23 protein-coding genes are annotated in these 21,062 nt (G+C 66.0%); 11 read left to right on the forward strand and 12 right to left on the reverse strand.

What is annotated here, in order from left to right:
• Window positions 1–28: 28 nt before the first annotated feature.
• On the reverse strand, window positions 29–2,197 hold the full coding sequence (locus tag LC407_RS11875; RefSeq protein WP_223482866.1) for a M3 family metallopeptidase: 2,169 nt from the start codon (window positions 2,195–2,197) through the stop codon (window positions 29–31).
• A 159-nt stretch (window positions 2,198–2,356) separates the two neighbouring features.
• Between LC407_RS11875 and LC407_RS11880 the strand changes: the two genes are divergently transcribed.
• The gene (locus LC407_RS11880) at window positions 2,357–2,836 is read left to right on the forward strand and encodes a glutathione peroxidase (protein ID WP_025876749.1); all 480 of its coding nucleotides are present in this window, start codon (window positions 2,357–2,359) and stop codon (window positions 2,834–2,836) included.
• Window positions 2,837–2,903: 67 nt separating this feature from the next.
• Here LC407_RS11880 and LC407_RS11885 read toward each other — a convergent pair whose 3' ends face one another.
• From LC407_RS11885 to LC407_RS11900, 4 genes are all read right to left on the reverse strand, one after another.
• Window positions 2,904–3,683, reverse strand: a complete 780-nt coding sequence (locus LC407_RS11885; RefSeq protein ID WP_049466610.1) for a ferredoxin--NADP reductase — start codon at window positions 3,681–3,683, stop codon at window positions 2,904–2,906.
• A gap of 79 nt (window positions 3,684–3,762) precedes the next feature.
• Window positions 3,763–5,634, reverse strand: a complete 1,872-nt coding sequence (locus LC407_RS11890; RefSeq protein WP_025876751.1) for an ABC transporter ATP-binding protein — start codon at window positions 5,632–5,634, stop codon at window positions 3,763–3,765.
• Between the two features lie 189 nt (window positions 5,635–5,823).
• Complete coding sequence (locus tag LC407_RS11895) at window positions 5,824–6,273, reverse strand: carboxymuconolactone decarboxylase family protein (protein WP_032978827.1); 450 nt, start codon at window positions 6,271–6,273, stop codon at window positions 5,824–5,826.
• Between the two features lie 36 nt (window positions 6,274–6,309).
• The gene (locus LC407_RS11900; RefSeq protein ID WP_223482867.1) at window positions 6,310–7,206 is read right to left on the reverse strand and encodes an RNA polymerase sigma-70 factor; all 897 of its coding nucleotides are present in this window, start codon (window positions 7,204–7,206) and stop codon (window positions 6,310–6,312) included.
• Between the two features lie 147 nt (window positions 7,207–7,353).
• Here LC407_RS11900 and LC407_RS11905 point away from each other — a divergent pair, with 147 nt between their 5' ends.
• The 4 genes from LC407_RS11905 to LC407_RS11920 all read left to right on the forward strand — a co-directional run bounded on the left by LC407_RS11905 (window position 7,354) and on the right by LC407_RS11920 (window position 10,445).
• Window positions 7,354–8,871 (forward strand): fumarate hydratase, encoded by a 1,518-nt coding sequence (locus LC407_RS11905; RefSeq protein WP_025876754.1) that lies wholly within the window; start codon window positions 7,354–7,356, stop codon window positions 8,869–8,871.
• Between the two features lie 289 nt (window positions 8,872–9,160).
• Window positions 9,161–9,397, forward strand: coding sequence for a hypothetical protein (locus LC407_RS11910; RefSeq protein ID WP_223482868.1), 237 nt, complete (start codon window positions 9,161–9,163; stop codon window positions 9,395–9,397).
• A 14-nt stretch (window positions 9,398–9,411) separates the two neighbouring features.
• Window positions 9,412–9,756 carry a hypothetical protein gene (locus LC407_RS11915; RefSeq protein WP_032978830.1) on the forward strand — a complete coding sequence of 115 codons (345 nt, stop codon included), beginning with the start codon at window positions 9,412–9,414 and terminating at the stop codon, window positions 9,754–9,756.
• A gap of 53 nt (window positions 9,757–9,809) precedes the next feature.
• A complete protein-coding gene (locus LC407_RS11920) occupies window positions 9,810–10,445 on the forward strand; it encodes a glutathione S-transferase family protein (RefSeq protein WP_223482869.1) in 636 nt (211 codons plus the stop codon).
• 94 nt (window positions 10,446–10,539) lie between these two features.
• Here the strand turns inward: LC407_RS11920 and arsC are convergent, their stop codons facing one another.
• The 3 genes from arsC to LC407_RS11935 all read right to left on the reverse strand — a co-directional run bounded on the left by arsC (window position 10,540) and on the right by LC407_RS11935 (window position 12,643).
• Window positions 10,540–10,881, reverse strand: coding sequence for an arsenate reductase (glutaredoxin) (arsC, locus tag LC407_RS11925; RefSeq protein WP_032978833.1), 342 nt, complete (start codon window positions 10,879–10,881; stop codon window positions 10,540–10,542).
• Window positions 10,881–12,035: a phospholipase A gene (locus LC407_RS11930; RefSeq protein ID WP_032951931.1), complete on the reverse strand. Its 1,155-nt coding sequence runs from the start codon at window positions 12,033–12,035 to the stop codon at window positions 10,881–10,883. The genes arsC and LC407_RS11930 overlap by 1 nt, the downstream gene beginning before the upstream one ends.
• A 122-nt stretch (window positions 12,036–12,157) precedes the next feature.
• Window positions 12,158–12,643 carry a DUF456 domain-containing protein gene (locus tag LC407_RS11935; RefSeq protein ID WP_033831531.1) on the reverse strand — a complete coding sequence of 162 codons (486 nt, stop codon included), beginning with the start codon at window positions 12,641–12,643 and terminating at the stop codon, window positions 12,158–12,160.
• A gap of 237 nt (window positions 12,644–12,880) precedes the next feature.
• Between LC407_RS11935 and LC407_RS11940 the strand changes: the two genes are divergently transcribed.
• Window positions 12,881–13,090 carry a cold-shock protein gene (locus tag LC407_RS11940; protein ID WP_025876765.1) on the forward strand — a complete coding sequence of 70 codons (210 nt, stop codon included), beginning with the start codon at window positions 12,881–12,883 and terminating at the stop codon, window positions 13,088–13,090.
• An 88-nt stretch (window positions 13,091–13,178) separates the two neighbouring features.
• On the opposite strand, the gene LC407_RS11945 is transcribed toward LC407_RS11940, so the two are convergent.
• Window positions 13,179–13,676 carry a glycine zipper 2TM domain-containing protein gene (locus LC407_RS11945; protein ID WP_033831530.1) on the reverse strand — a complete coding sequence of 166 codons (498 nt, stop codon included), beginning with the start codon at window positions 13,674–13,676 and terminating at the stop codon, window positions 13,179–13,181.
• Between the two features lie 130 nt (window positions 13,677–13,806).
• Window positions 13,807–14,241: a cytochrome c gene (locus tag LC407_RS11950; RefSeq protein ID WP_025876769.1), complete on the reverse strand. Its 435-nt coding sequence runs from the start codon at window positions 14,239–14,241 to the stop codon at window positions 13,807–13,809.
• 79 nt (window positions 14,242–14,320) lie between these two features.
• On the opposite strand from LC407_RS11950, the gene LC407_RS11955 reads away from it, so the two are divergent.
• On the forward strand, window positions 14,321–15,148 hold the full coding sequence (locus tag LC407_RS11955) for a tRNA threonylcarbamoyladenosine dehydratase (RefSeq protein ID WP_025876770.1): 828 nt from the start codon (window positions 14,321–14,323) through the stop codon (window positions 15,146–15,148).
• Window positions 15,149–15,226: 78 nt separating this feature from the next.
• On the opposite strand, the gene LC407_RS11960 is transcribed toward LC407_RS11955, so the two are convergent.
• Together LC407_RS11960 and LC407_RS11965 are read right to left on the reverse strand one after the other, a co-directional pair.
• Window positions 15,227–15,997 (reverse strand): TatD family hydrolase, encoded by a 771-nt coding sequence (locus LC407_RS11960; protein WP_223482870.1) that lies wholly within the window; start codon window positions 15,995–15,997, stop codon window positions 15,227–15,229.
• Window positions 15,994–16,209 carry a DUF6116 family protein gene (locus LC407_RS11965; protein WP_080148438.1) on the reverse strand — a complete coding sequence of 72 codons (216 nt, stop codon included), beginning with the start codon at window positions 16,207–16,209 and terminating at the stop codon, window positions 15,994–15,996. The genes LC407_RS11960 and LC407_RS11965 overlap by 4 nt, the downstream gene beginning before the upstream one ends.
• Window positions 16,210–16,372: 163 nt before the next feature.
• On the opposite strand from LC407_RS11965, the gene LC407_RS11970 reads away from it, so the two are divergent.
• From LC407_RS11970 to LC407_RS11985, 4 genes are all read left to right on the forward strand, one after another.
• Entirely contained in the window at window positions 16,373–17,212 is an 840-nt protein-coding gene (locus LC407_RS11970) for a glycine zipper 2TM domain-containing protein (protein ID WP_025876774.1), read from the forward strand.
• A 98-nt stretch (window positions 17,213–17,310) separates the two neighbouring features.
• Entirely contained in the window at window positions 17,311–17,853 is a 543-nt protein-coding gene (locus tag LC407_RS11975; protein WP_105164360.1) for a GNAT family N-acetyltransferase, read from the forward strand.
• Between the two features lie 178 nt (window positions 17,854–18,031).
• A complete protein-coding gene (locus LC407_RS11980) occupies window positions 18,032–18,691 on the forward strand; it encodes a glutathione S-transferase family protein (protein WP_025876778.1) in 660 nt (219 codons plus the stop codon).
• Between the two features lie 89 nt (window positions 18,692–18,780).
• Entirely contained in the window at window positions 18,781–21,060 is a 2,280-nt protein-coding gene (locus LC407_RS11985) for a thiamine pyrophosphate-dependent enzyme (RefSeq protein WP_223482871.1), read from the forward strand.
• Window positions 21,061–21,062 lie beyond the last annotated feature (2 nt).

Here is a 21,062-nt window from a genome sequence, read left to right on the forward strand (position 1 = left end):
TTCGTTTCACGCTATGCGGTGCCGGCGATCAGTTGCCGGTGCCGGTCAGGCCACGCTTTTCCAGCAGCGGTTCGATCTGCGGCTCGTGGCCGGCAAAATCGCGGAACAGCTGCATCGCATCCACGCTGCCACCCTTGGACAGCAGGGTCGCGCGGAAGTGGTCGCCGTTCTTGCGGCTCAGGCCGCCGTTGTCGCGGAACCACTTCTGGGTGTTGGCGTCGAGCACTTCCGACCAGATGTAGGCGTAGTAGCCGGCCGAGTAGCCGCCCATGATGTGGCTGAAATACGGGGTCCTGTAGCGCGGCGGAACCGGCGCGTAGTAGATGCCGTCCTTCTCCAGCGCGGCGCGCTCGAAGGCCATCACGTCCTTGGCGGCCGGCACCTGGTCCGGGCCGATCTGGTGCCAGCGCTGGTCGAGCATGGCGGCGCCCAGGTATTCGGTGGTGGCAAAGCCCTGGTTGAACTTGGCCGCGGCCAGCACCTTGTCCAGCAGTGCCTGCGGCATCACCGAGCCGTTCTGGTAGTGCTTGGCGTAGTTCTTCAGGATGGCTGGGTTGTCGGCCCACATCTCGTTGACCTGCGAGGGGAACTCGACGAAGTCGCGCGGCACCGCGGTGCCCGAGAAGTACGGATACTTCACATTCGAGAACATGCCGTGCAGGGCGTGGCCGAACTCGTGGAAGGTGGTGCTCACTTCATCCCAGGTCAGCAGGGTCGGCTGGCCGGCCGGCGGCTTGGGGATGTTCAGGTGATTGGCCACCACCGGCTTGAAACCGGTCAGCTTGGACTGCGAGACGTACGAGTTCATCCACGCACCGCCGCGCTTGGAGGCGCGTGCGTACGGGTCGAAGATGAAGATCGCCAGCTGGCTGCCGTCGGCATCGAACACGTCATAGACGGTGACGTCATCGTGGTAGACCGGCAGGTCGGTGCGCTGCTTGAAGGTCAGGCCGAATTCCTGGTTGGCGGCGAAGAACACGCCGTTCTCCAGCACGTTCTTCATCTCGAAGTACGGCTTCAGCTGTGATTCGTCGAAGTTGTACTTGGCCTGGCGCACCTTCTCGCTGTAGAAGGCCCAGTCCCACGGCTCCAGCTTGAAGGTCGGCTTGCCGGCGGCCTTCTGTTCTTGGTCGATCATTGCCTGCAGGTCGGCGGCTTCGCGCTTGGCGTTGGCCACCGCGGCCGGGGCCAGCTTGCCGAGCATCGCATTGACCGCTTCAGGGGTCTTGGCGGTCTGGTTGGTCAGGTTGTAGGCGGCGAAGTTGGCAAAGCCCATCAGCTTGGCCTTGTCGGCGCGCAGCTGCATGATGCGCGCGACCAGCGCGGTGTTGTCGAACTCACCGCCGCGGCTGCCGCGGGTGGTGGACGCTTCGTAGATCTTCTGGCGCAGGGCACGGTTGGCCAGGTTGGTCAGCGGCGGCTGGCCGGTGGTGTTGAGCAGGGTGATCACGTACTTGCCGTCCAGGCCACGGGCCTTGGCGGCTTCGGCGGCAGCGGCGATCTGCTCCTTGGACAGGCCGTCCAGTTCCTTGACGTCGTTGACGGTGATCGCCGAAGCGTTCACTTCCGACTGCACGTTCTGGCTGAACTTGGTGCCGAGGTTGGCCAGCTCGGCGTTCATTTCCTTCAGCTTGGTCTTGTCGGCCTCGGACAGCTTGGCGCCGGCGCGCACGTAGTTGTCGTAGTACTTCTCGACCAGGCGAACGCCTTCAGCGTCCAGGCCGAGGGTGGTGCGGCTGTCATACAGCGCCTGGATGCGCGCGAACAGCTTGCCGTTCAGCGCGATCGCATCGCTGTGCGCGGCGAACTTCGCCGAATAGTCGGCCTGCAGCTTCTTGCGGGTGTCGTTGGTGTCGGCGCCGACCAGGCTGAAGAACACGGTGGTCGCGCGGTCCAGGGTGTCACCGCTCTTTTCCAGGGCGATGATGGTGTTGTCGAAGGTCGGCTTGGCCTTGGTGTTGGCGATCGCCTCCACTTCCTTCAGCTGCTGCGCCATGCCGGCGTCGAAGGCCGGGGCGAAGTCGCTGTCCTTGATCTTGTCGAACTGCGGGAAATGCAGCGGCAGCGGGCTGTCGGCGAAGAACGGATTGGCCTGCTGGGCATTGGTAGCGGTGGCCGGGGCGGCGGCGCTGGCCGAATAGGCGGGCAGGGCAAGGCCGAGGGTCATGGCCACGGCAAGGGCAAGGCGGGTGGTCAAGGTCGATACTCCGGTAAGGCAAACAAGGGCCCGAGGGTAACCCGGCCCGGCGCGCCCGCACTTGTGTCAAAAGGCATGTTGGCAAAGCCACCCCGCAGCAGGGCCACCCCTTGGGTGGCTGCCCGGGTACCATGCAATCACCGCCCACGGCCATCCGCCATGACCACTGCCTACGATTTCAGCTTCCGTGACCTTGAAGGCCAGCCGCAGGCGTTGGCGCAGTACCAGGGCCGTCCGCTGCTGCTGGTCAACGTGGCCAGCCGCTGTGGCTTTACCCCGCAGTACACCGGGTTGGAACAGCTGTGGCAGGACTATCGTGATCGCGGCCTGGTGGTGATCGGATTTCCCTGCAACCAGTTCGGCGCGCAGGAGCCGGGCGATGCCGCGCAGATCCGCCAGTTCTGTTCGATCGATTACCCGGTCAGCTTCCCGCTGTCGCAGAAGATCGAGGTCAATGGCGAGGGTGCCGACCCGCTGTGGGCATGGCTGTCTCATGAGAAGCGCGGGTTGCTGGGTATCGCCCGCATCAAGTGGAACTTCAGCAAGTTCCTGGTCGATCGCCAGGGCCAGGTGGTGGATCGCTATGCGCCGACCACCAAGCCGGAGCAGCTGCGCGGCGGCATCGAGGCGCTGCTTTGACCGGTAGCGCCGGGCCATGCCCGGCGACCGATATCCGCCGGGCATGGCCCGGCGCTACCGAGGCGGCTTATTTCTCGACGAACGCGCGCTCGAACACGTAGTGCCCGGGCGTACCGATGCGCGGCGAAGTCTGGAAGCCACGGCTGTCCAGCACGGTGCGCAGGTCGGCCAGCATCTGCGGGCTGCCGCAGATCATCGCGCGGTCGTTTTCCGGGCTCAGCTCGGGCAGGCCGAGCGTGCGCTGCATCTCGCCGCTTTCCATCAGCGAGGTCAGGCGGCCCTGGTTCGGGAACGGCTCGCGGGTCACCGCCGGGTAGTACAGCAGCTTGTCGCCGACCATTTCGCCCAGGAACTCATGCTCACGCAGTTCCTTCTCGAAATAATCGCGGTAGGCCAGGTCCTTTTCGTAGCGCACACCGTGGCACAGGATCACCTTGTCGAAGCGCTCGTAGGTCTCCGGGTCCTTGATCACCGACAGCCACGGCGCCAGGCCGGTGCCGGTGCCCAGCAGGTACAGGTGCTTGCCCGGGTGCAGGTCGCTGATCAGCAGGGTGCCGGTGGGCTTCTTGCCGACCAGTACCTTGTCGCCTGGCTTGATGTGCTGCAGGCGCGAGGTCAATGGACCGTCCTGCACCTTGATGCTGAAGAATTCCAGCTGTTCTTCCCAGTTGGCGCTGGCGATGGAATACGCGCGCAGCAGCGGCCGCGCATCGGTCTCCAGGCCGATCATCACGAACTGGCCGTTCTCGAAGCGGAAACCGCTGTCACGGGTGAGGGTGAAGCTGAAGTAGGCGTCGGTCCAGTGGCGGACCTCAAGCACCGTTTCGGCGCCGAAAGCGGAGGACATGGGCGTATCTATCGGAAGTCGTCGGGACAATTCTATCTCAAATGAGACAGGTTCTCATTAGACGGAACGAGAGGCGTTCTCAGCGATAACCGGCCGCCTGCAGTTCGAACAGTTCGGCATAGCGGCCGCCCTGTGCCATCAGCTGCTCGTGCGTGCCGCTGGCTTCGATCCGGCCATCGGCCAGCACCAGGATGCGGTCGGCCATGCGTACTGAAGAGAAGCGGTGGGAAATCAGCACTGCCGTACGATTATCCGCCAATTCCCTGAACCGCTGGAACACCTCGAACTCGGCGCGGGCGTCCAGTGCCGCGGTGGGCTCGTCCAGGATCATCACCTGTGCGTCGCGCATCCACGCACGGGCGATGGCGATCTTCTGCCACTGGCCGCCGGACAGGTCCACGCCCTGCTGGAAGCGGCGGCCGATCTGCTGGTCGTAGCCGCCGGGCAGGGCAGCGATCACTTCCTCGGCCATGCCGCGGCGGGCGGCATCGGAGATCCGCGCGCGGTCGTCCATCGCTTCGACCTGGCCGACACCGATGTTCTCGCCGGCACTGAGGTTGTAGCGCACGAAATCCTGGAAGATCACGCCCAGATTGGCGCGCAGGTCGTCCAGGTCGTAGTCGCGCAGGTCGCGCCCATCCAGCAGGATGCGGCCTTCGTCCGGTTCGTACAGGCGTGCCAGCAGCTTGACCAGAGTGGTCTTGCCCGCGCCGTTCTCGCCGACCAGCGCCAGTACTTCGCCCGCGTGCAGGTGGAAATCCAGGTGGCGCACGGCCCATTGCTCGGCATCGGGATAGCGGAAGCCCACGTCCTCGAACACGAAGCCCTCGCGGATCGGCTGCGGCACGCGCACCGCGTCCTTTCGCGAATGGATTTCCGGTTCGATCTGGAAGAACGAATACAGGTCGTCCAGGTACAGCGCCTGGCTGGCCACCTGCGAGAACCCGATCAGCAGGCCTTCCAGCAACTGGCGCAGGCGCAGGAAGCTGCCGGCGAGAAAGGTCAGGTCACCGATCGAGAAATCGCCACGCACCGTGCGCCAGGCGATATACGCATACGCGGTGTAGTAGCCCAGCGTGCCCAGCGCGGCCAGTAGCGTGCCCCAGAACGCCCGCCGCCGGGCAAGCGCGCGGTTGGCCAGGAACAGTGCCGCCGACAGGCTGCGGTAGCGGTCGACCAGGAACCGGTGCAGGTTGAAGATCTTTACTTCCTTGGCCGTCTCCACGCTGGCACCGAGCTGGCGCAGGTAGTCCAGCTGGCGGCGCTCCGGCGTCCACAGGAAGTTGAGGCTGTAGCCGGCCGCATTGAAGTGCGACTCGCCGATGAAGGCCGGCACCAGCGCCAGCGCCAGCAGCAGGATCAGCCACGGTGCGTAGACCAGCAGGCCGACGGCCAGGCTGGCAACGGTGATCGCATCCTGCACCTGGCCGAACAGCTGGCTCATCAGGTTCATCCGGCCCATGGTCTGGCGCCGCGCACGGTCCAGCTTGTCCTGCAGGTCCGGGTCCTCGAAATCCTCCAGGTCCAGGGTCGCCGCATGTTCCATCAGGCGCACGCTGGTGGCGTTGGCGAACAGTTCCGACAACAGCGCATCGGCGTAGCTGACCAGCCGACCGAGCAGGTCCGAGGCGATCGCCAGGCCGAATTCCAGTGCCAGCAGGCCGAGCAGTGGATTGAGCAGGCCGCTGGACAGCGCCTCGCCCATCGGCGGAAAACCGGCTCCGTGCTGGCTCAGGTGCAGGGCGGTATCGATGATCAGCTTGCCGACGTACAACATCGCCACCGGCAGCAGCGCACGGATCAGGCGCAGGCCGAGGCTGGCCAGGGTCAGTGCGCGGCTGGTCTGCCACACCTGGCGCAGGAACGGCGGCAGGTTGCGCATCGCCTTGAAGCGTTGGCGCAGGCTGGGTTTCTTGGCGCCGGCAGCGCCGGCAATGGGAGAGGCGGGCATGCCGCCATTGTGCGCGCCTGATACGTGCAGGTGGGGTCAGGGCAGCCGTGTGGGCGCCGGGGTCGGATCCGTTCGCGTTGCGAAGGGGTCCGACCCAACCACATCCACGCATGGCGTGGATCTACCGTGTCGACCAAGGTCGACACCTACCAGCAGCTGCAGGAACCTGACCCACCGGGCTGGCCTCTTTTACGGCAGCGGCGGCAGCAGCCCAGCCCCCAGCCGGTTCCAGGCATTGATCACTGCAATGCCCATGCTCAGGTCACTGATGCCTTTCTCATCAAAGTGCGGTGCCAGCGCATCGAACGCCGCCTGCGACGGTGCGCCATCGGTCAACCGGGTCAGCGCCTCGGCCCAGCCCAGCGCCGCGCGCTCGCGGTCGTCGAAGAAGCGGCTTTCGTGCCAGGCGGGCAGCGTATCCAGCTTGCGCGGTTCGATGCCGCCCTTGCGCAGCGCGGTGCCGTGCATGTCCATGCAGTAGCCGCAGCCATTGAGCTGCGAAACGCGCAGGAATACCAGTTCCATCAACGTCGGATCGATCGAACTGTCATGCACTGCCTTGCTGGTGGCCAGCAGGCCCTTGAAGGCCTCGGCGGCCAGGCGGGTGTAGGGAACGCGGGGAGAGGCGTGGTCGGACATTTTCGGCTCCACGGCGGCCACGGTGGCCGCCTTTCATTACAAGGACGCCGCAGCATCGCCGCGCGTGACAACCGACGGCAATTTGTTCGGATTGAGCACGCTGTAGAGATTGGCGATGCGGCCATCGACCACCTCGATGGTGGTGATCGAGTGCAGGTGGTCGCCTTCGAAACGCAGGATCGCCGGTTCGCCATTGACGTAGCCGAGCTGTGCCGGTTGCGCCGCGCCGCGACGGGCGATGGCCCAGTACAGGCGGCCGATACGCTCGGCACCCCGCAGTGGTCGCACCGCCGCGGTGACCACGCCACCGCCATCGGAAACCAGCAGCGCGTTGGCATGCAGCAGCGCCTGGATGGCCTCGCTGTCGCCACGCTGGGAAGCGTCCATGAAGCGCGCCAGCAGTTGCCGGTGCTGGCTGGCATCGGCATTGAAGCGCGGCCGCCCAGACTGCAGGCGCTGCCGGGCCCGGTGCACCAGCTGGCGGCAATTGGCCTCGCTGTGGCCGATCAGCTCGGCAATTTCGCGGTAATCGTGGTCGAAGGCTTCCTTCAGCAGGAAGGCGGCGCGCTCCTCCGGTCCGAGCTGTTCGAGCAGGGTCAGGAAGGCCACGGAGACGTCGTCGGCCAGCGCGTGCAGCTGCGCGGGGCCGGGCGCCGGGTCGGGTTCGAGGGTGATCGCCAGCGGTTCGGCCAGCCACGGCCCGACATAGTGGGTGCGTTCACGCTTGGCTGCCCGCAGCCGGTCCAGCCCCAGCCGGGTGGTGGTGGTCACCAGCCAGGCCTCGGGGTCGACGATGGCGGCCGAATCGCTGCCGGCCCAGCGCAGCCAGGCGTCCTGGACCACGTCCTCGGCGTCGCTGCGGCTGCCAAGAAGGCGGTAGGCCAGCGCCATCAGGCGTGGGCGGTGGGTCTGGAAGGTGGTTTCGGCGTTCATGTGGGCAAGGACGCGCCAGCGGGGCGCAGCGTGACAGAGGGCAGGGTCGGATCTTGCCGGCCAGCGGCCGGCACCACCACCCCACGGTCGAGGGAGGGGGTAAAATGGGCGGATTACCCCCGCCAGCCTTCAGCAAGCGAGCAATCCGTGACATCGATCAAGCAGGAAGACCTCATCCAGTCCGTCGCCGACGCGCTGCAGTACATCTCGTACTACCACCCGGTCGACTACATCAAGAACCTTGCCGCCGCCTATGAGCGCGAGGAGTCGCCGGCAGCGAAGGAGGCGATCGCGCAGATCCTGATCAACTCGCGGATGTGCGCCGAAGGCCATCGGCCGATCTGCCAGGACACCGGCATCGTCACCGTGTTCCTGGAAATCGGCATGGACGTGCGCTGGGATGACGCCACCATGGGCGTGGAGGACATGGCCAACGAAGGCATCCGCCGCGCCTACCTGTACCCGGACAACAAGCTGCGCGCTTCGGTGCTGGCCGATCCGGCCGGCAAGCGCATCAATACCAAGGACAACACCCCTGGCGTGGTCAACGTCAAGGTGGTGCCGGGCAACACCGTGGAGGTGATCGTTGCCGCCAAGGGCGGTGGCTCGGAAGCCAAGACCAAGTTCGCCATGCTCAACCCGTCCGACTCGATCGTCGACTGGGTGCTGAAGACCGTGCCGACCATGGGCGCGGGCTGGTGCCCGCCGGGCATGCTCGGCATCGGCATCGGCGGCACTGCCGAGAAGGCGATGCTGCTGGCCAAGGAAGCGCTGATGGAGCCGATCGACATCACCGAGCTGCAGGCCCGTGGTGCGTCCAACCGCATCGAGGAACTGCGTCTGGAGCTGTACGAGAAGGTCAACGCACTGGGTATCGGTGCGCAGGGCCTGGGGGGCCTGACCACCGTGCTCGACATCAAGATCAACGACTACCCGACCCACGCGGCCAACCTGCCGGTGGCGATGATCCCGAACTGCGCCGCCACCCGCCATGCGCACTTCACCCTGGATGGCAGCGGCCCGGTGATGCTGGATCCGCCGTCGCTGGAAGACTGGCCGAAGCTGACCTACGACGCGTCCAAGGGCACCCGCGTGGACCTGGACACGATCACCCCGGAAGACGTGGCCAGCTGGAAGCCGGGCCAGACCCTGCTGCTCAACGGCAAGCTGCTGACCGGCCGCGACGCCGCGCACAAGCGCATGGTCGACATGCTCAACAAGGGCGAGGAACTGCCGGTCGATCTGAAGGGGCGCTTCATCTACTACGTCGGCCCGGTCGATCCGGTGCGCGACGAAGTGGTAGGCCCGGCCGGTCCGACCACCGCCACCCGCATGGACAAGTTCACCGAGCAGGTGCTGGCACAGACCGGCCTGCTGGGCATGGTCGGCAAGGCCGAGCGCGGTCCGGCCGCGATCGAGGCCATCAAGAAGCACAAGTCGGCCTACCTGATGGCCGTCGGTGGTTCGGCCTATCTGGTGTCCAAGGCGATCAAGGCGGCCAAGGTCGTCGGCTTTGCGGACCTGGGCATGGAAGCGATCTACGAGTTCACCGTGGAAGACATGCCGGTGACCGTGGCCGTCGATTCCACCGGCGAGTCGGTGCACAAGACCGGCCCGCGCGAGTGGCAGGCCCGCATCGGCAAGATTCCTGTCGTGGTGGAGTGATCGGCGCGGCGTCGACCACGCCCGTCCGATTTCAGAACGGCGCCCGGGTGGCGCCGTTCTTCGTTTAACGATTGCAACCGCGCGGCTTTGCTAGGGTGTGCACGTTGCCAGGCAAGGGAAGCTGTTTGTGCGTCAAGGAATACGCAATGTTTTCGCCGCAGTCGCCCTTGCCTTGATGGTGGGCTGCGCGCCGCAGTATTACGTCAAGCAACCCACCAGCGAGGCCGGCCGCGTGTGTGCAGCGGGGTGTACGCAGCGGCACATGCAGTGCGCGGGTCAGGCACGTTCGATGGCCGAGATGGCGCAGCAGAGCTGTCAGTCGGACAAGGAGCGCGTCATCGACAGATGCAGTGACATCGCTGACGAGAAGATGCGGCATCGTTGCGAGGGCGCACGTGGCGCCGGCGCATACTGCGCCACCGCAGTCAACACGCGCGCCTGCGATGCGACCCGGGCGCAGTGTGTACTCGACTGCGGCGGATCGGTGAGCGAAACCCGTTCTTCTGGCAGTCTTCCGGTCTATTGAACAAGGAGCGTCCTGTGAACCTGTTGCGTAGCCTTTCCCTTGTCACCCTGCTGGTCATGGCCGGCTGCAGTACGTCGTCCTCGTCGTATGGCGGTGGGGGCGGCTTCAGCGCCGGTGCCCAGTGCCAGATGCAGTGCCAGGCCAGCTATCGCAGCTGCATGGCCGAAGGCCAGGGGATCGGCAGCCGCCAGTCCAGCTGCGAGCAGCAGGTGGCACCGACGCCGGACCAGCGCTGCAAGGACATCGAGCATCCGGAACTGCGCCGTTCCTGCGAGTTGAAGGCGCACGACTGCACGCTGCGCGCACCGATGATGGGCTGCGGCGAGCGTCGTGATACCTGCATGAGCACCTGCGGCTGACCACGCCGGGGACAGCGCGCATAATCAGCCGTTCCCCGCCCAGGACAGGTCCTATGCGCACCACCTTGTATGGTTCCACCAGCACCGCCTCGTTGGTGGTGCATTGGCTGCTGATCGAGCTCGGCATCGAGCACGAGCTGGTGCTGCTCGATTTCGAAACGCGCGAGCACAAATCAGCTGGCTACCTGGCGCTCAATCCGGCGGGCAGGGTGCCGACCCTGTTGATCGACGACCAGGTACTGACCGAGGCGGCCGCGATCGCGCTGTATCTGGCAGACCGTCATCCGCAGGCAGGGTTGTTGCCTGCCGTCGGCACACCGGAACGCGGCGAGGCCTATCGCTGGATGTTCTGGTGCGCCAACACCGTGCAGCCGGCATACCGCGCCTGGTTCTATCCGCATGAAGCAGCGGGTGGCGAGTGCATCGAGGCGGTGCGTACGATGGCACGGCAGCAGCTGGAGGCAGCGTGGCAGCACGTTGCCACACACCTGCAGGACGGCGATCCCTACCTGCTCGGCGATGCGCCGGGCGTGGTCGATTTCATGCTGGTGATGTTGATGCGCTGGTCACGCAACATGCCCACGCCCAGCGACCACTGGCCGGTATTGAAGGCGTATGCGGATCGCTTGAAGGCGCGCCCGGCGTTCGCCGAGGTCTATCGCCGCGAAGGTATCACCGACTGGCGGTAACCCGTTCTGTAGAGCCGGGCCATGCCCGGCTGCATTCACGGGTGGCACGCGAACCGCAGCCGAGCATGGCTCGGCTCTACCAAAGCGGGGCGGGTTACAGGATCTCCAGCACCGTTTCCGGTGGCCGGCACAGGCGGGTACCCTTCGCGGTGCGTACCACCGGGCGGTTGATCAGCCGTGGGTGGGTGGCCATCGCGGCCAGCAGGGCGTCGTCATCGCTTCCCTGCAGACCCAGTGCGGCAAACTCGGGTTCCTTGCTGCGCACCAGCCCGGTCGCGGCCAGGCCGGATTCGGCCAGTACCTGGCGCAGCGTGGCCACGTCGGGCGGGCTGCCGAGATAGTCGATCACCACCGGTTCGAAGCCGGCGTCGCGGATCAGCTGGAGCGCCCCGCGCGAGTTGCTGCACGCGGGGTTGTGCCAGATCGTCACATCCATCAGAACCACTCCAGCAGGGACACGCCCACGCCGACGTAGGTCGCCTTGTGGTTGTAATCGATCAGGCTCTCGCCATAGCCGTCGAAGATCTGCACATGGCCGCGCAGCAGGTTGCTGATCGGGAAGCCGTAGTCCAGCTGCAGCGCGCCGTGCGAGCGGTCACCGGTGCGCAGCGAATGACGTGCCATCAACGAGACCTCGTGACCCTTGTGGTTCCAGGTCAGGGTCGCGTCGCCGCGGCCCATGTAGTCCTCGATGTCCGGGTTGTTGTCGTCGCTGCGGGTCTCGGGAATGCGGTACCAGGGACGCAGCACCAGTGCCCAGTTCTCGCGGTCGAGGCCGACGTTGAGGATCACCCGGTTCCAGCTGCGCGACAGCGGATCGGCACGGCCGTTGGACTGGTGGTTGAGGCTGATGCCGGTCATCCGCCCACGCCAGCCACCGATCGAGTAGCCGTTGCGGAACACCATCATCACTTCCGGCTCGTAGTTGGTCTCGCGGAACGGGCGCGAGTCTTCGCCGTTGTAGGCCTGCCAGCGCGAACTCTGGGTATAGCCCGCCCAGATGTCGCCGTTGTCGCCGAACAGGTTCTCGGCGATCTTGGTCTTGAAGCTGATCTGGAACTTCAGCTCGGCGCTGTCCAGCACCTGCGGGGTGGTCACGCTGTTGGCCGGGTTCGGCGAGTGCGGCATGGTGTTGCGGTCGCTGGTCCAGAATGCCGGCAGCAGGTAGACAGGCTTGTACGCGCGCAGCTGGAACGGGCCCAGCTTGGAGTCCTCGGCCAGTTCCCAGCGGCTGTCCAGCAGCGAACCGCGGCCGGCATTGGCAAGTGCGCTGTCCGGCGCTTCGGACCGGAACAGATCGCTGACACGCTCGCGCAGCTTCTCCTCGCCCTGGCTCACCCGCGTGGTGTCGCGCTGCTCGCGACGTGCCTGTGCGGCGGCTTCGGCGGCCGCATCAGCTTCGGCGGTGGCCTGAGGCGTGCGCCCGAACTGGCGGTCGTAGCAGGCCAGACGGGCAGCATCGGTCGTGATGGCCGCGCAGGCGGCCGGCGAGGCTTCGGCGCTGGGCGCGAATTCCTGGGCAGCCACAGGCGCGCTGGCCAGGGCCAACGCCAGCGGTGCAAGGCGGGGAAACAACGGAGAGAGGGTCATTGCAGCAGGCCCTTCGGAATGAATGCGGAAAGAGGGACAGTGTGGCGGCTGCATCCGGTAACGGCCAGCCCCACGGGTTTATGCCCGGCGTGTGCGTGCGCGCTGCGTGAAGGCCGCATGGCTCACAGGAACCAGGCGAAGGCGAACAGGCCCAGCATCGCGATCACCAGCGCCAGCTTCAGCGCCAGGCCCAGCAGGATGCCAAGCCAGGTGGCCAGCCCGACCTTGGTCGAGCGGCCGAGCTCGCGGGTATGCCAGTACTCGCCCAGCAGCGCGCCCAGCAACGGCCCGGCGAACAATCCGATCGGCATGAAGAACAGGCCGACGATGCTGCCGATGAAGGTGCCCCAGAGCGCTTTGCGGCTGGCGCCCACGCGCTTGGCGCCAACCACGGTCGCCAGCACGTCGACCAGCAGCGACAGCGCGGTCAGCACGCCGAGGATCAGCAGGGTGGGCCAGCCGACATGGACGAAGCCGTCTGCCCAGGCCGCCAGCACCAGCCCGATGAAGACCAGTGGGATGCCCGGCAGGGCCGGCAGGACGATGCCGGCGATGCCGATGAGGACAAAAATGACCGCTAGCAGATACAAGATGAATGAGAGGTCCATGCTGTCCAGTATGGTTGTCTTTTTGGGGTTGACAGTGAAAGGTTTTTGCCAGTTGCTTTTTCGTTTTGGTCGGGTTAAGTTGCAGTCGCTGAGCTTGGCAAGGTCACCGTGGATCGTGGCCTGATGAAGCAAGATCGTTCCGATCCGCTGCATCGATGCACCTCGCTTCCCCCTTGCTTGTCAGCCGCCCAACAGGCGTATCCAACAACAAGTAGAGAGTCAAAGGGAGTTAGTGAGATGGCTGATCGCGAGAACGGTACCGTGAAGTGGTTCAATGATGCCAAGGGCTTCGGCTTCATCAGCCGGCAGAATGGCGAGGATGTGTTCGTGCACTTCCGTGCCATCGAGACCCAGGGCTTCAAGAGCCTCAAGGAAGGCCAGGCTGTGAGCTTTGAAGTGGTGCAGGGCCAGAAGGGCCTGCAGGCTGACAAGGTCCAGCCGGCGTAATACCTGCCGCTTGCCGGCATGAAAAAGGCCCGCGCAAGCGGGCCTTTTTTTGTTGCTCCGGTTCTGATCGGCCGGGGCCCGCTGCGGTTCAGCGCAGGATGACCTTGCCGTTGACCACGCGGACATAGGTGTTTTCGCGGATGCCGCCGAGGTCGCGCTGGTTGACCACGATGGTGCGGCCGTCATCCATGCGCACGCTGATGTCATACGTATCGCTGGTGACGTTCTTCTGGATCTGGTTGCCGGCCAATGCGCCACCCACGGCGCCAGCGGCGGCGGCGATGTTCTTGTTGCCGCGGCTGCCGCCGGTGTGGTCGGAGATCTCATGGCCGGCAACCGCGCCGACGATACCGCCGAGGATCGCGCCGGTGGCGGAGGGCGCGGTACGGCCGGACTGCACGGCATTGATGCGGGTGACGATGCCGCAGTCGGCGCAGCGGCCCTGGTTGTAACCGGAGTTGTTGCCGTAGCCGCCGTTGTTGTAGCCGCCGTTGTTGTAACCACCACCGCCGTAGCCCGGCGAGGTGGCACAGCCGGCCAGGCCGACGGTTGCGATGACACTGGCGGCGATGAGCTGGATCTTCATGGGGCATCTCCTGGCCGTGAAGGCGGGTGCGTTGGGTGGTACTGCGTCATGCAGCAGGGTGAGCGAATCCTCCTCTTTCCAACGTGAACAAGGCGCCAACCACCTCGGCCTTCACCCACTCGAAGATGAATCAGCGGAAGTCCTGATGACAGGCCCGGCAATCGTCCTGCAGTGCCTGGACCTGCTGCGCCAACGCGTTGCAGTCGATGGGCGGGCTGGCCAATGCCGCATTGAGATCGGCCCGGTACTGGCTGGCGTGCTGCTGGAACTGCCGGCTGTCCTTCAATCCGGGGAAGGCCTGGTCCAGATCGTTGGACAGCAGGCGCAGCACCTGCAGGCGCGGGACGCTGTCGGCCAGGCTGCAGCGGTTCTGCTGCTGAGCCTGCTGCAGCAGATCCGCCTGCCGCTGCATCACCTGCATCAGGCTGTCCGGGAACGGATCGCGGCGTGCCTGCAGTGCGCGGCCGACCATCACCGTGGCAATCAGGCCGATCAGCAGGCCCAGGCCGAGCACGAACAGATAGCGGTAGGCGGTGGACGGGCGGCGGGGTGGGCTGGCACTCATGGCGGGCGCTCCGGGCGTGCAACGGTGGGTTCGGCGTCGTCGTGCTGTAGTCAGGGGACCTGCACGTTAAAATAGCCCGATGAACGAACAGGTCAAACAACGCTTTGCCGGTATTGAACGGCTGTATGGCGTCGGCGCGCTCGAGCGCCTGCAGGGCAGCCGTGTTGCCGTGGTCGGCATGGGCGGCGTCGGCTCGTGGGTGGTGGAGGCGCTGGCGCGCTCGGCGGTGGGTCATCTGGCCCTGATCGATGCCGATGACATCTGCGTATCCAATACCAACCGCCAGCTGCCGGCGCTGGAAGGCAACTACGGCCGCAACAAGGCCGAGGCCATGGCCGAGCGCTGCCGGGCGATCAATCCGCAGATCGAGGTCGACGCTGTGCAGGCGTTCCTGACCCCGGCCAACATGGCCGAACTGCTGGACCGCGGTTTCGACCTGGTGATCGATGCCTGCGACAGCTTCCGGGTGAAGGTGGAAACCATCGCCTGGTGCCGCCGCCGCAAGCTGCCGTTGCTGACCGTCGGCGCGGCCGGCGGCCGTACCGATCCCACCCTGGTGCGCATCCGCGATGTCTCGCGCACCGAGCATGACGCGATGCTGGCGCTGATCCGCAAGAAGCTGCGCAGCGAATTCAACTTCCCGAAGAATGCCAAGCGCTATTTCGGCGTGCCGGCGGTGTATTCGCTGGAAAACGTGAAATATCCGCAGGCCGACGGCAGCGTCTGTGGCCTGCGGCCGAACCTGGGCGCGGATGCGGCCCTGAAGCTCGATTGCGGCGCTGGCCTGGGCGCGGCCACCCACATCACCGGCGCGTTTGCGTTCGCGGCCGTGGGCAAGGCGCTGGAGATGCTGCTGGAGCCGAAGAAGGTGAAGGCCGAAGTGGCCGAGGATCACGCCGACGCGTGATCGGTAGCGCCGGGCCATGTCCGGCGAGCGCACAGCGCGACCAGCACAATGCCGCCGGGCAGGGCCCGGCGCTACCGGTCAGGCGGGCAGGTTGAACAGCCGCCGTGCGTTGTCCGTGGTGGCCTGCGCCACGGTGTCCAGTTCCATCCCGCGCAGTGCGGCGATGTGGCGGGCGATGACCGCCAGCCGCGCCGGCTCGTTGCGCTGGCCACGGATACCCGCGTCGGGCTGGTCCGGCGCATCGGTCTCCAGCAGCAACTGCTCCAGTGGCATCTCGCGGACAAGCCGCTGCAGGCGCTGCGCACGCTCGTAGGTCAACGGTCCGCCCAGGCCAAGCAGGAATCCCAGCTTGTGCAGTTGTGCGGCCTGTTCCGGGCTGCCGGAAAAACTGTGCACCACCCCGCGCAGGCCACCGATGCGACGGATCGCGCTGATCACCGCATCCACTGCACGGCGGGCATGCACGATCACCGGCAGGTCAAACTCGCGCGCCAGCGTCAGCTGGCCGAGGAAATACTCATGCTGGACCTCGGCATCCAGGCTCTCGACGAAGAAGTCCAGCCCGCATTCGCCGATCGCGCAGGGCCGCTCCTGTTCGATCCATTCACGCAGCTGCGGCAGGTGTTCGGGCCGGTGCTGGTCCAGGAACATCGGGTGCAGGCCATAGGCGGGATAGAGCCCCGTCGCCTGCTGGCAGACCTCGCGCAGCTTTGGCCAGCTGGCCGCAGTGACCGCCGGAACCACCTGCCACTGCACGCCGGCAGCGCGCGCGCGGTCGATGACCGCCGCGCGGTCGCCATCGAATTCGCTGGCATCCAGATGGCAGTGGCTGTCGACCAGCAGGTTCAACGCTGCTCCAGGGGCGGTGGCGTGGTCGCGCTGCGGTTCTTCCAGTTGGCCAGCAGCAGGGTGCCCAAGCCCAGCATCAGTTCGTCGACGAACGGAATCGGGTCGGGGATGAACAGGGTCAGCGCGAACAGGCCGGCGGTCAGCTTGAACAGGGTGGGGTAGCGCAGCCGGCGCGCCCATTGCAGGACCGGCAGCAGCATCGGGTTGGCCATGGCGGAGGTCCTCCTGGGGAATGTGCAAACGCTACCACGGGCCCAGCATTTCCAGATGCTGAATGGGTTACGGCGGTGAGCAGGAAATGTGGAGATTCCGTTCAGGCACCGCATGCTGCAATCTGGCCTGAGAACGTTGCGGACGGTCCGCAAGGAGCAGGTCATGAAAAGCACAACTACAACTGTCCTGGTCGCAGCGGGCGCGCTGCTGGTCGGTGGTATCGCCACCGCCGCCTTCATGAAGAGCGGCGACAAGTCGCCGGAGCAGCTGAGCGCCGGAAACCCGAGTGAATCGCGCCTGGTCGATGGCAATGCCACCGACGATGGCGCACGTGGCGACGCAGTGGACGCCAGTGCGCCGCGTGGCCTGGAATACGCCGATGTGCTGAAGGTCGATCCGATCACCGAGAAGCAGAAGGCCTATGCCACCGTGATCGGCACCGATCCGGTACGCGAGACGTCCACCACCCAGACCCCGCATGAGGTCTGCCAGGACGTGGTGGTGCAGGAACGCCTGCCCGAGCGTGATGGCAACGTCGGTGGCACCGTGGTCGGTGCCGTGGTCGGTGGCCTGCTGGGCAACCAGGTGGGTGGCGGCAATGGCAAGAAGGCCGCGACCGCTGCCGGTGCCGTGGCCGGTGGCTTCATCGGCAACCAGGTCGACAAGCGCCATGTGGGTGGCCGTGTGGTCAACCGCACCGAGCGCCAGTGCCACACCGAAACGGCGACCTCCGAGTCGAGCCGTGTCACCGGCTACAACGTGACCTACCGCAATGAAGACGGCACCACCGGCACCATGCGCATGGGCAGCAAGCCGGGCAACCGCATTGCCATGGGCACCAGTGACGTGGTCAAGGGCTACAACGTGACCTACCGCTACGACGGCGCAGAGAAGACCGTGCGTATGGACAACAAGCCGGCCAGCGATCGCCTGCCGGTGGTGGATGGGCAGCTGGTCACCCAGACGGCTGCAGCCGGCGACGCGACCGCGAACCGTCAGTAATTCTCCGGCAACATCGGTAACGAACAGGCCAGCCGCTGCTGGCCTGTTTTTTTATGGGTGGGGTTCATCCACGCGTGGTGTGGCTCTACCATGACGCCATGAGCATCTTCGACCTGCGCATCGAAACCGAACGCCTGATCCTGCGTCCGCCGCAGCGGCAGGACTACGCCCCCTATCTGGCGTTCTGCGCTGATGAGGAGGTGATGCGCACGCTGGGCGGTGTGCAGGCACCCTCGGTGGCATGGCGCAGCTTCTGCAGCCTGGCCGGCGCATGGCAGCTGTTCGGCTTCTCGATGTTCAGCGTGATCGAGAAATCCAGCGGTGAATGGATCGGCCGCATGGGGCCGTGGCAGCCGCAGGACTGGCCCGGCACCGAGGTCGGCTGGAGCATCCGCCGGGCCAGCTGGGGCAAGGGCTACGCACCGGAGGCGGCGATCGCAGCCATCGACTGGGCGTTCGATACGTTGGACTGGGATGAGGTGATCCACACCATCGCCGAAGACAACGAAAATTCGAAGGTGGTTGCACGCAAGCTCGGCAGTACGCTGCTGCGCATGGGGCAGTTGCCACCGCCCTATGAAGGCAAGCCGCTGGAAATCTGGGGGCAATCGCGCGGGCAGTGGCAGCAGCGCGCACGCTGAGCGCTGTTCGGTAGTGTCGGCCGCTGGCCGGCAATCGCACGAATCCAGCTGCATCAAGGTTGCCGGCCAGCGGCCGGCACGACCGAATCGCCATGCTGCACCCGCGCTTGGCAATCGCCAAGCTGCTTGCCAGACTGCGGACAGCCGGCTGCAGGCCGGGACCTCCCTGGAGCAGGCAATGGTGGAAGAACGCATTGCGTTGACGGTGCATGGCATGTCGGTCTCGGGCAATTGCCACAAGGTGCGCCTGCTGCTGGAACAGCTTGGCAGCCGCTACCGCTGGGTGGAGGTGGACAGTGCCCACGGCCAGACCCATACCGCGGAATTTCTCGCTCTCAACCCCAATGCCAAGGTGCCGTTGATCGTGCGCGACGATGGCCGCGTGCTGACCGAGTCCAATGCGATCCTGTTCTGGCTGGCCGAGGGGACGCCGTATCTTCCCGCTGACGGTTGGCAGCGTGCGCAGGCATTGAGCTGGATGTTCTTCGAGCAGTACACGCATGAACCCTGCGTGGCGGTGGCACGCTTCATCCGCGGTTGGACACCGGCCGACTCGCCACGCCGTGCTGAACTGCCGCGCCTGCATGAGCGCGCTGCCAGCGCGCTGGCGGTGATGGAGCAACATCTGCGCCAGGCGCAGTGGTTCACCGGCGATGACTACGGTATCGCCGATATCGCCTTGTTTGCCTATTCCGATGTCGCCGCCGACGGTGGCATCGCACTGGATCCATTCCCGCAGGTGCGGGCCTGGTTGCAGCGGGTGCGAGCGCAGCCTCGGTTCGTGCCCATGCCTGCGGTGACCGCCGAGGTGCGCGCGCGGTTCAACGCACCGGATTGATTCCCCTGCAGCGTCGGGCGTGCTCGACCAGCGGAAGGGTCGCGCAGGCCCGGCGCCATGGTTCGCAACAACGACACGGAGGGTGTTCGATGTTCGCTGTGGTTCCTGATCCCATTCCCGCACGCATGCGCGGTCTCAACCGCGCCGAGGTCTGTGACGTCAATTTCCTCGAGGCCGTACGCGCCTGGCGCGGCATCCCGCGGTCGCGCCCGGCGCCGGATGCGCCGATCCTGCCGGGCAGCACCCTCACCGCCGCCGCCTTCGGCGAACTGTTCGAATCGCAGCTGCTCAGTCGCCAGCTGGACCTGATGGCGCGTGTGCTGCGCGTGCAGAACAAGGTCTTCTACACCATCGGCTCGTCCGGTCATGAAGGCAACGCGCTGCTTGCGCGCGCCTGCCGCCACACCGACCCCGCCTTCCTGCACTACCGTTCCGGCGCGTTCATGGCCGAGCGTGCGCGGCTGGTGCCCGGCATGGATCCGGTGCGCGACGCCGCGCTGTCCTTCGCCGCCAGTGCCGATGATCCGGCCAGCGGCGGCCGTCACAAAGTGTGGGGCAGCAAGCCGCTGTGGGTGCTGCCGCAGACCTCGACCATCGCCTCGCACCTGCCCAAGGCGGTGGGTACCGCGCTGGCGATCGAGAGTGGCAGGCGCCTGAGCCAGCCGCTGCCGATTCCCGCCGACAGCATCGTGATGTGCTCCTTCGGCGACGCTTCGGCCAACCATGCCACCGCGCAGACTGCGTTCAATACCGCGATGTGGTCGGCCTACCAGAAGCTGCCGGTGCCGATCCTGTTCGTCTGCGAGGATAATGGCCTGGGTATTTCGGTGAAGACCCCTGAAGGATGGATCGCAGAGCGCTTCAGCCGGCAACCGGGCCTGGACTATTTCTTTGCCGATGGCCTGGACCTGGCGGCCGGACACGCGCAGGTGCAGGCGGCGGTCGAGCATTGCCGGCGCATGCGTCGGCCCACCTTCCTGCACCTGCGCACCACGCGGTTGATGGGCCACGCCGGTACCGACTTCGAAGTGGAATGGCGCGCATTGGCCGAGCTGTGTGCGGCCGAGGCGCAGGACCCGCTGCTGCGCTCGGCGCAGATCGCGCTGGAATCGGGCTGGATGGATGCGGCGGGCGTCGAGGCCGCCTATGAAACCCTGCGCGCGCGCTGCATGGCCGCCGCCATTGATGCCGATTCGCGGCCGAAGCTGCAGACATTGCAGGAAGTGGTCACGCCGTTGGCACCCTATACGCCCGCAGCGGTGCAGGCCGAGGCCGAGCGCGTGGCGCCCATCGAGGCCCGGCAGGCACTGTACGGCGGCGCCGATGCGCTGCCCGAACGGCAACCACCGCGGCATCTGGCGATACAGATCAACCATGCGCTGCAGGAGCTGCTGGGCAAGTACCCGCAGGCGCTGTTGTTTGGCGAGGACGTGGCGCAGAAAGGCGGCGTCTACACGGTGACGCGCGACCTGCTGCGCCGTTTCGGCCCGCGCCGGGTGTTCAACACGCTGCTGGACGAGACCATGATCCTGGGCATGGCCCAGGGGCTGGCCAACATGGGCATGCTGCCGATTCCGGAAATCCAGTACCTGGCCTACCTGCACAACGCCATCGACCAGGTACGTGGCGAGGCCTGCTCGCTGCAGTTCTTCTCCAACGACCAGTTCCGCAACCCGATGCTGGTACGGGTGGCCGGGCTGGGCTACCAGAAGGGGTTCGGCGGCCATTTCCACAACGACAATTCGATCACGGCGCTGCGTGACATTCCGGGGCTGGTGGTGGGCTGTCCGTCGCGTGGCGATGATGCGGTGATGATGCTGCGCACATTGGCGGCATTGGCCCGCGTGGATGGCCGGGTAGCGGTGTTCCTTGAACCGATCGCCCTCTACATGACCAAGGATCTGCACGCGGTCGGCGACGGCCAGTGGTTGTTCGACTACCCCGCGCCCGGGCACGCGCTGGTGCTGGGCGAGGGCAGGGTGTACGCGCCGGATGCCAGCGATCTGGTGATCTTCACCTATGGCAATGGTGTGCCGATGGCGCTGCGCGCAGCGATCGCCATCGAGCAGCAGCTGGGCTGGCAGGTGCGTGTGGTCGACCTGCGCTGGCTGGTGCCGTTGAATGCGGCCTTCATCGGCGCCCAGGCCGCCACCGCGCAACGGGTGCTGGTGCTGGATGAAGGGCGCCAGAGTGGCGGCGTCGGCGAGGGCGTGATCACCGCGCTGGTCGAGGCCGGCCATGGCCACCTGCCCGTGCGCCGGGTCTGCGGTGCCGATACCTATACGCCGCTGGCGGGGGCAGCAATGTTCGGGCTTCCAAGCGACAATGCGGTGATTGGCGCCGCCCTCGACCTGGCGCAGGAACCCTGATG

The organism is Stenotrophomonas sp. OVS01A (assembly GCF_019969775.1).
GTDB lineage: Bacteria > Pseudomonadota > Gammaproteobacteria > Xanthomonadales > Xanthomonadaceae > Stenotrophomonas > Stenotrophomonas indicatrix.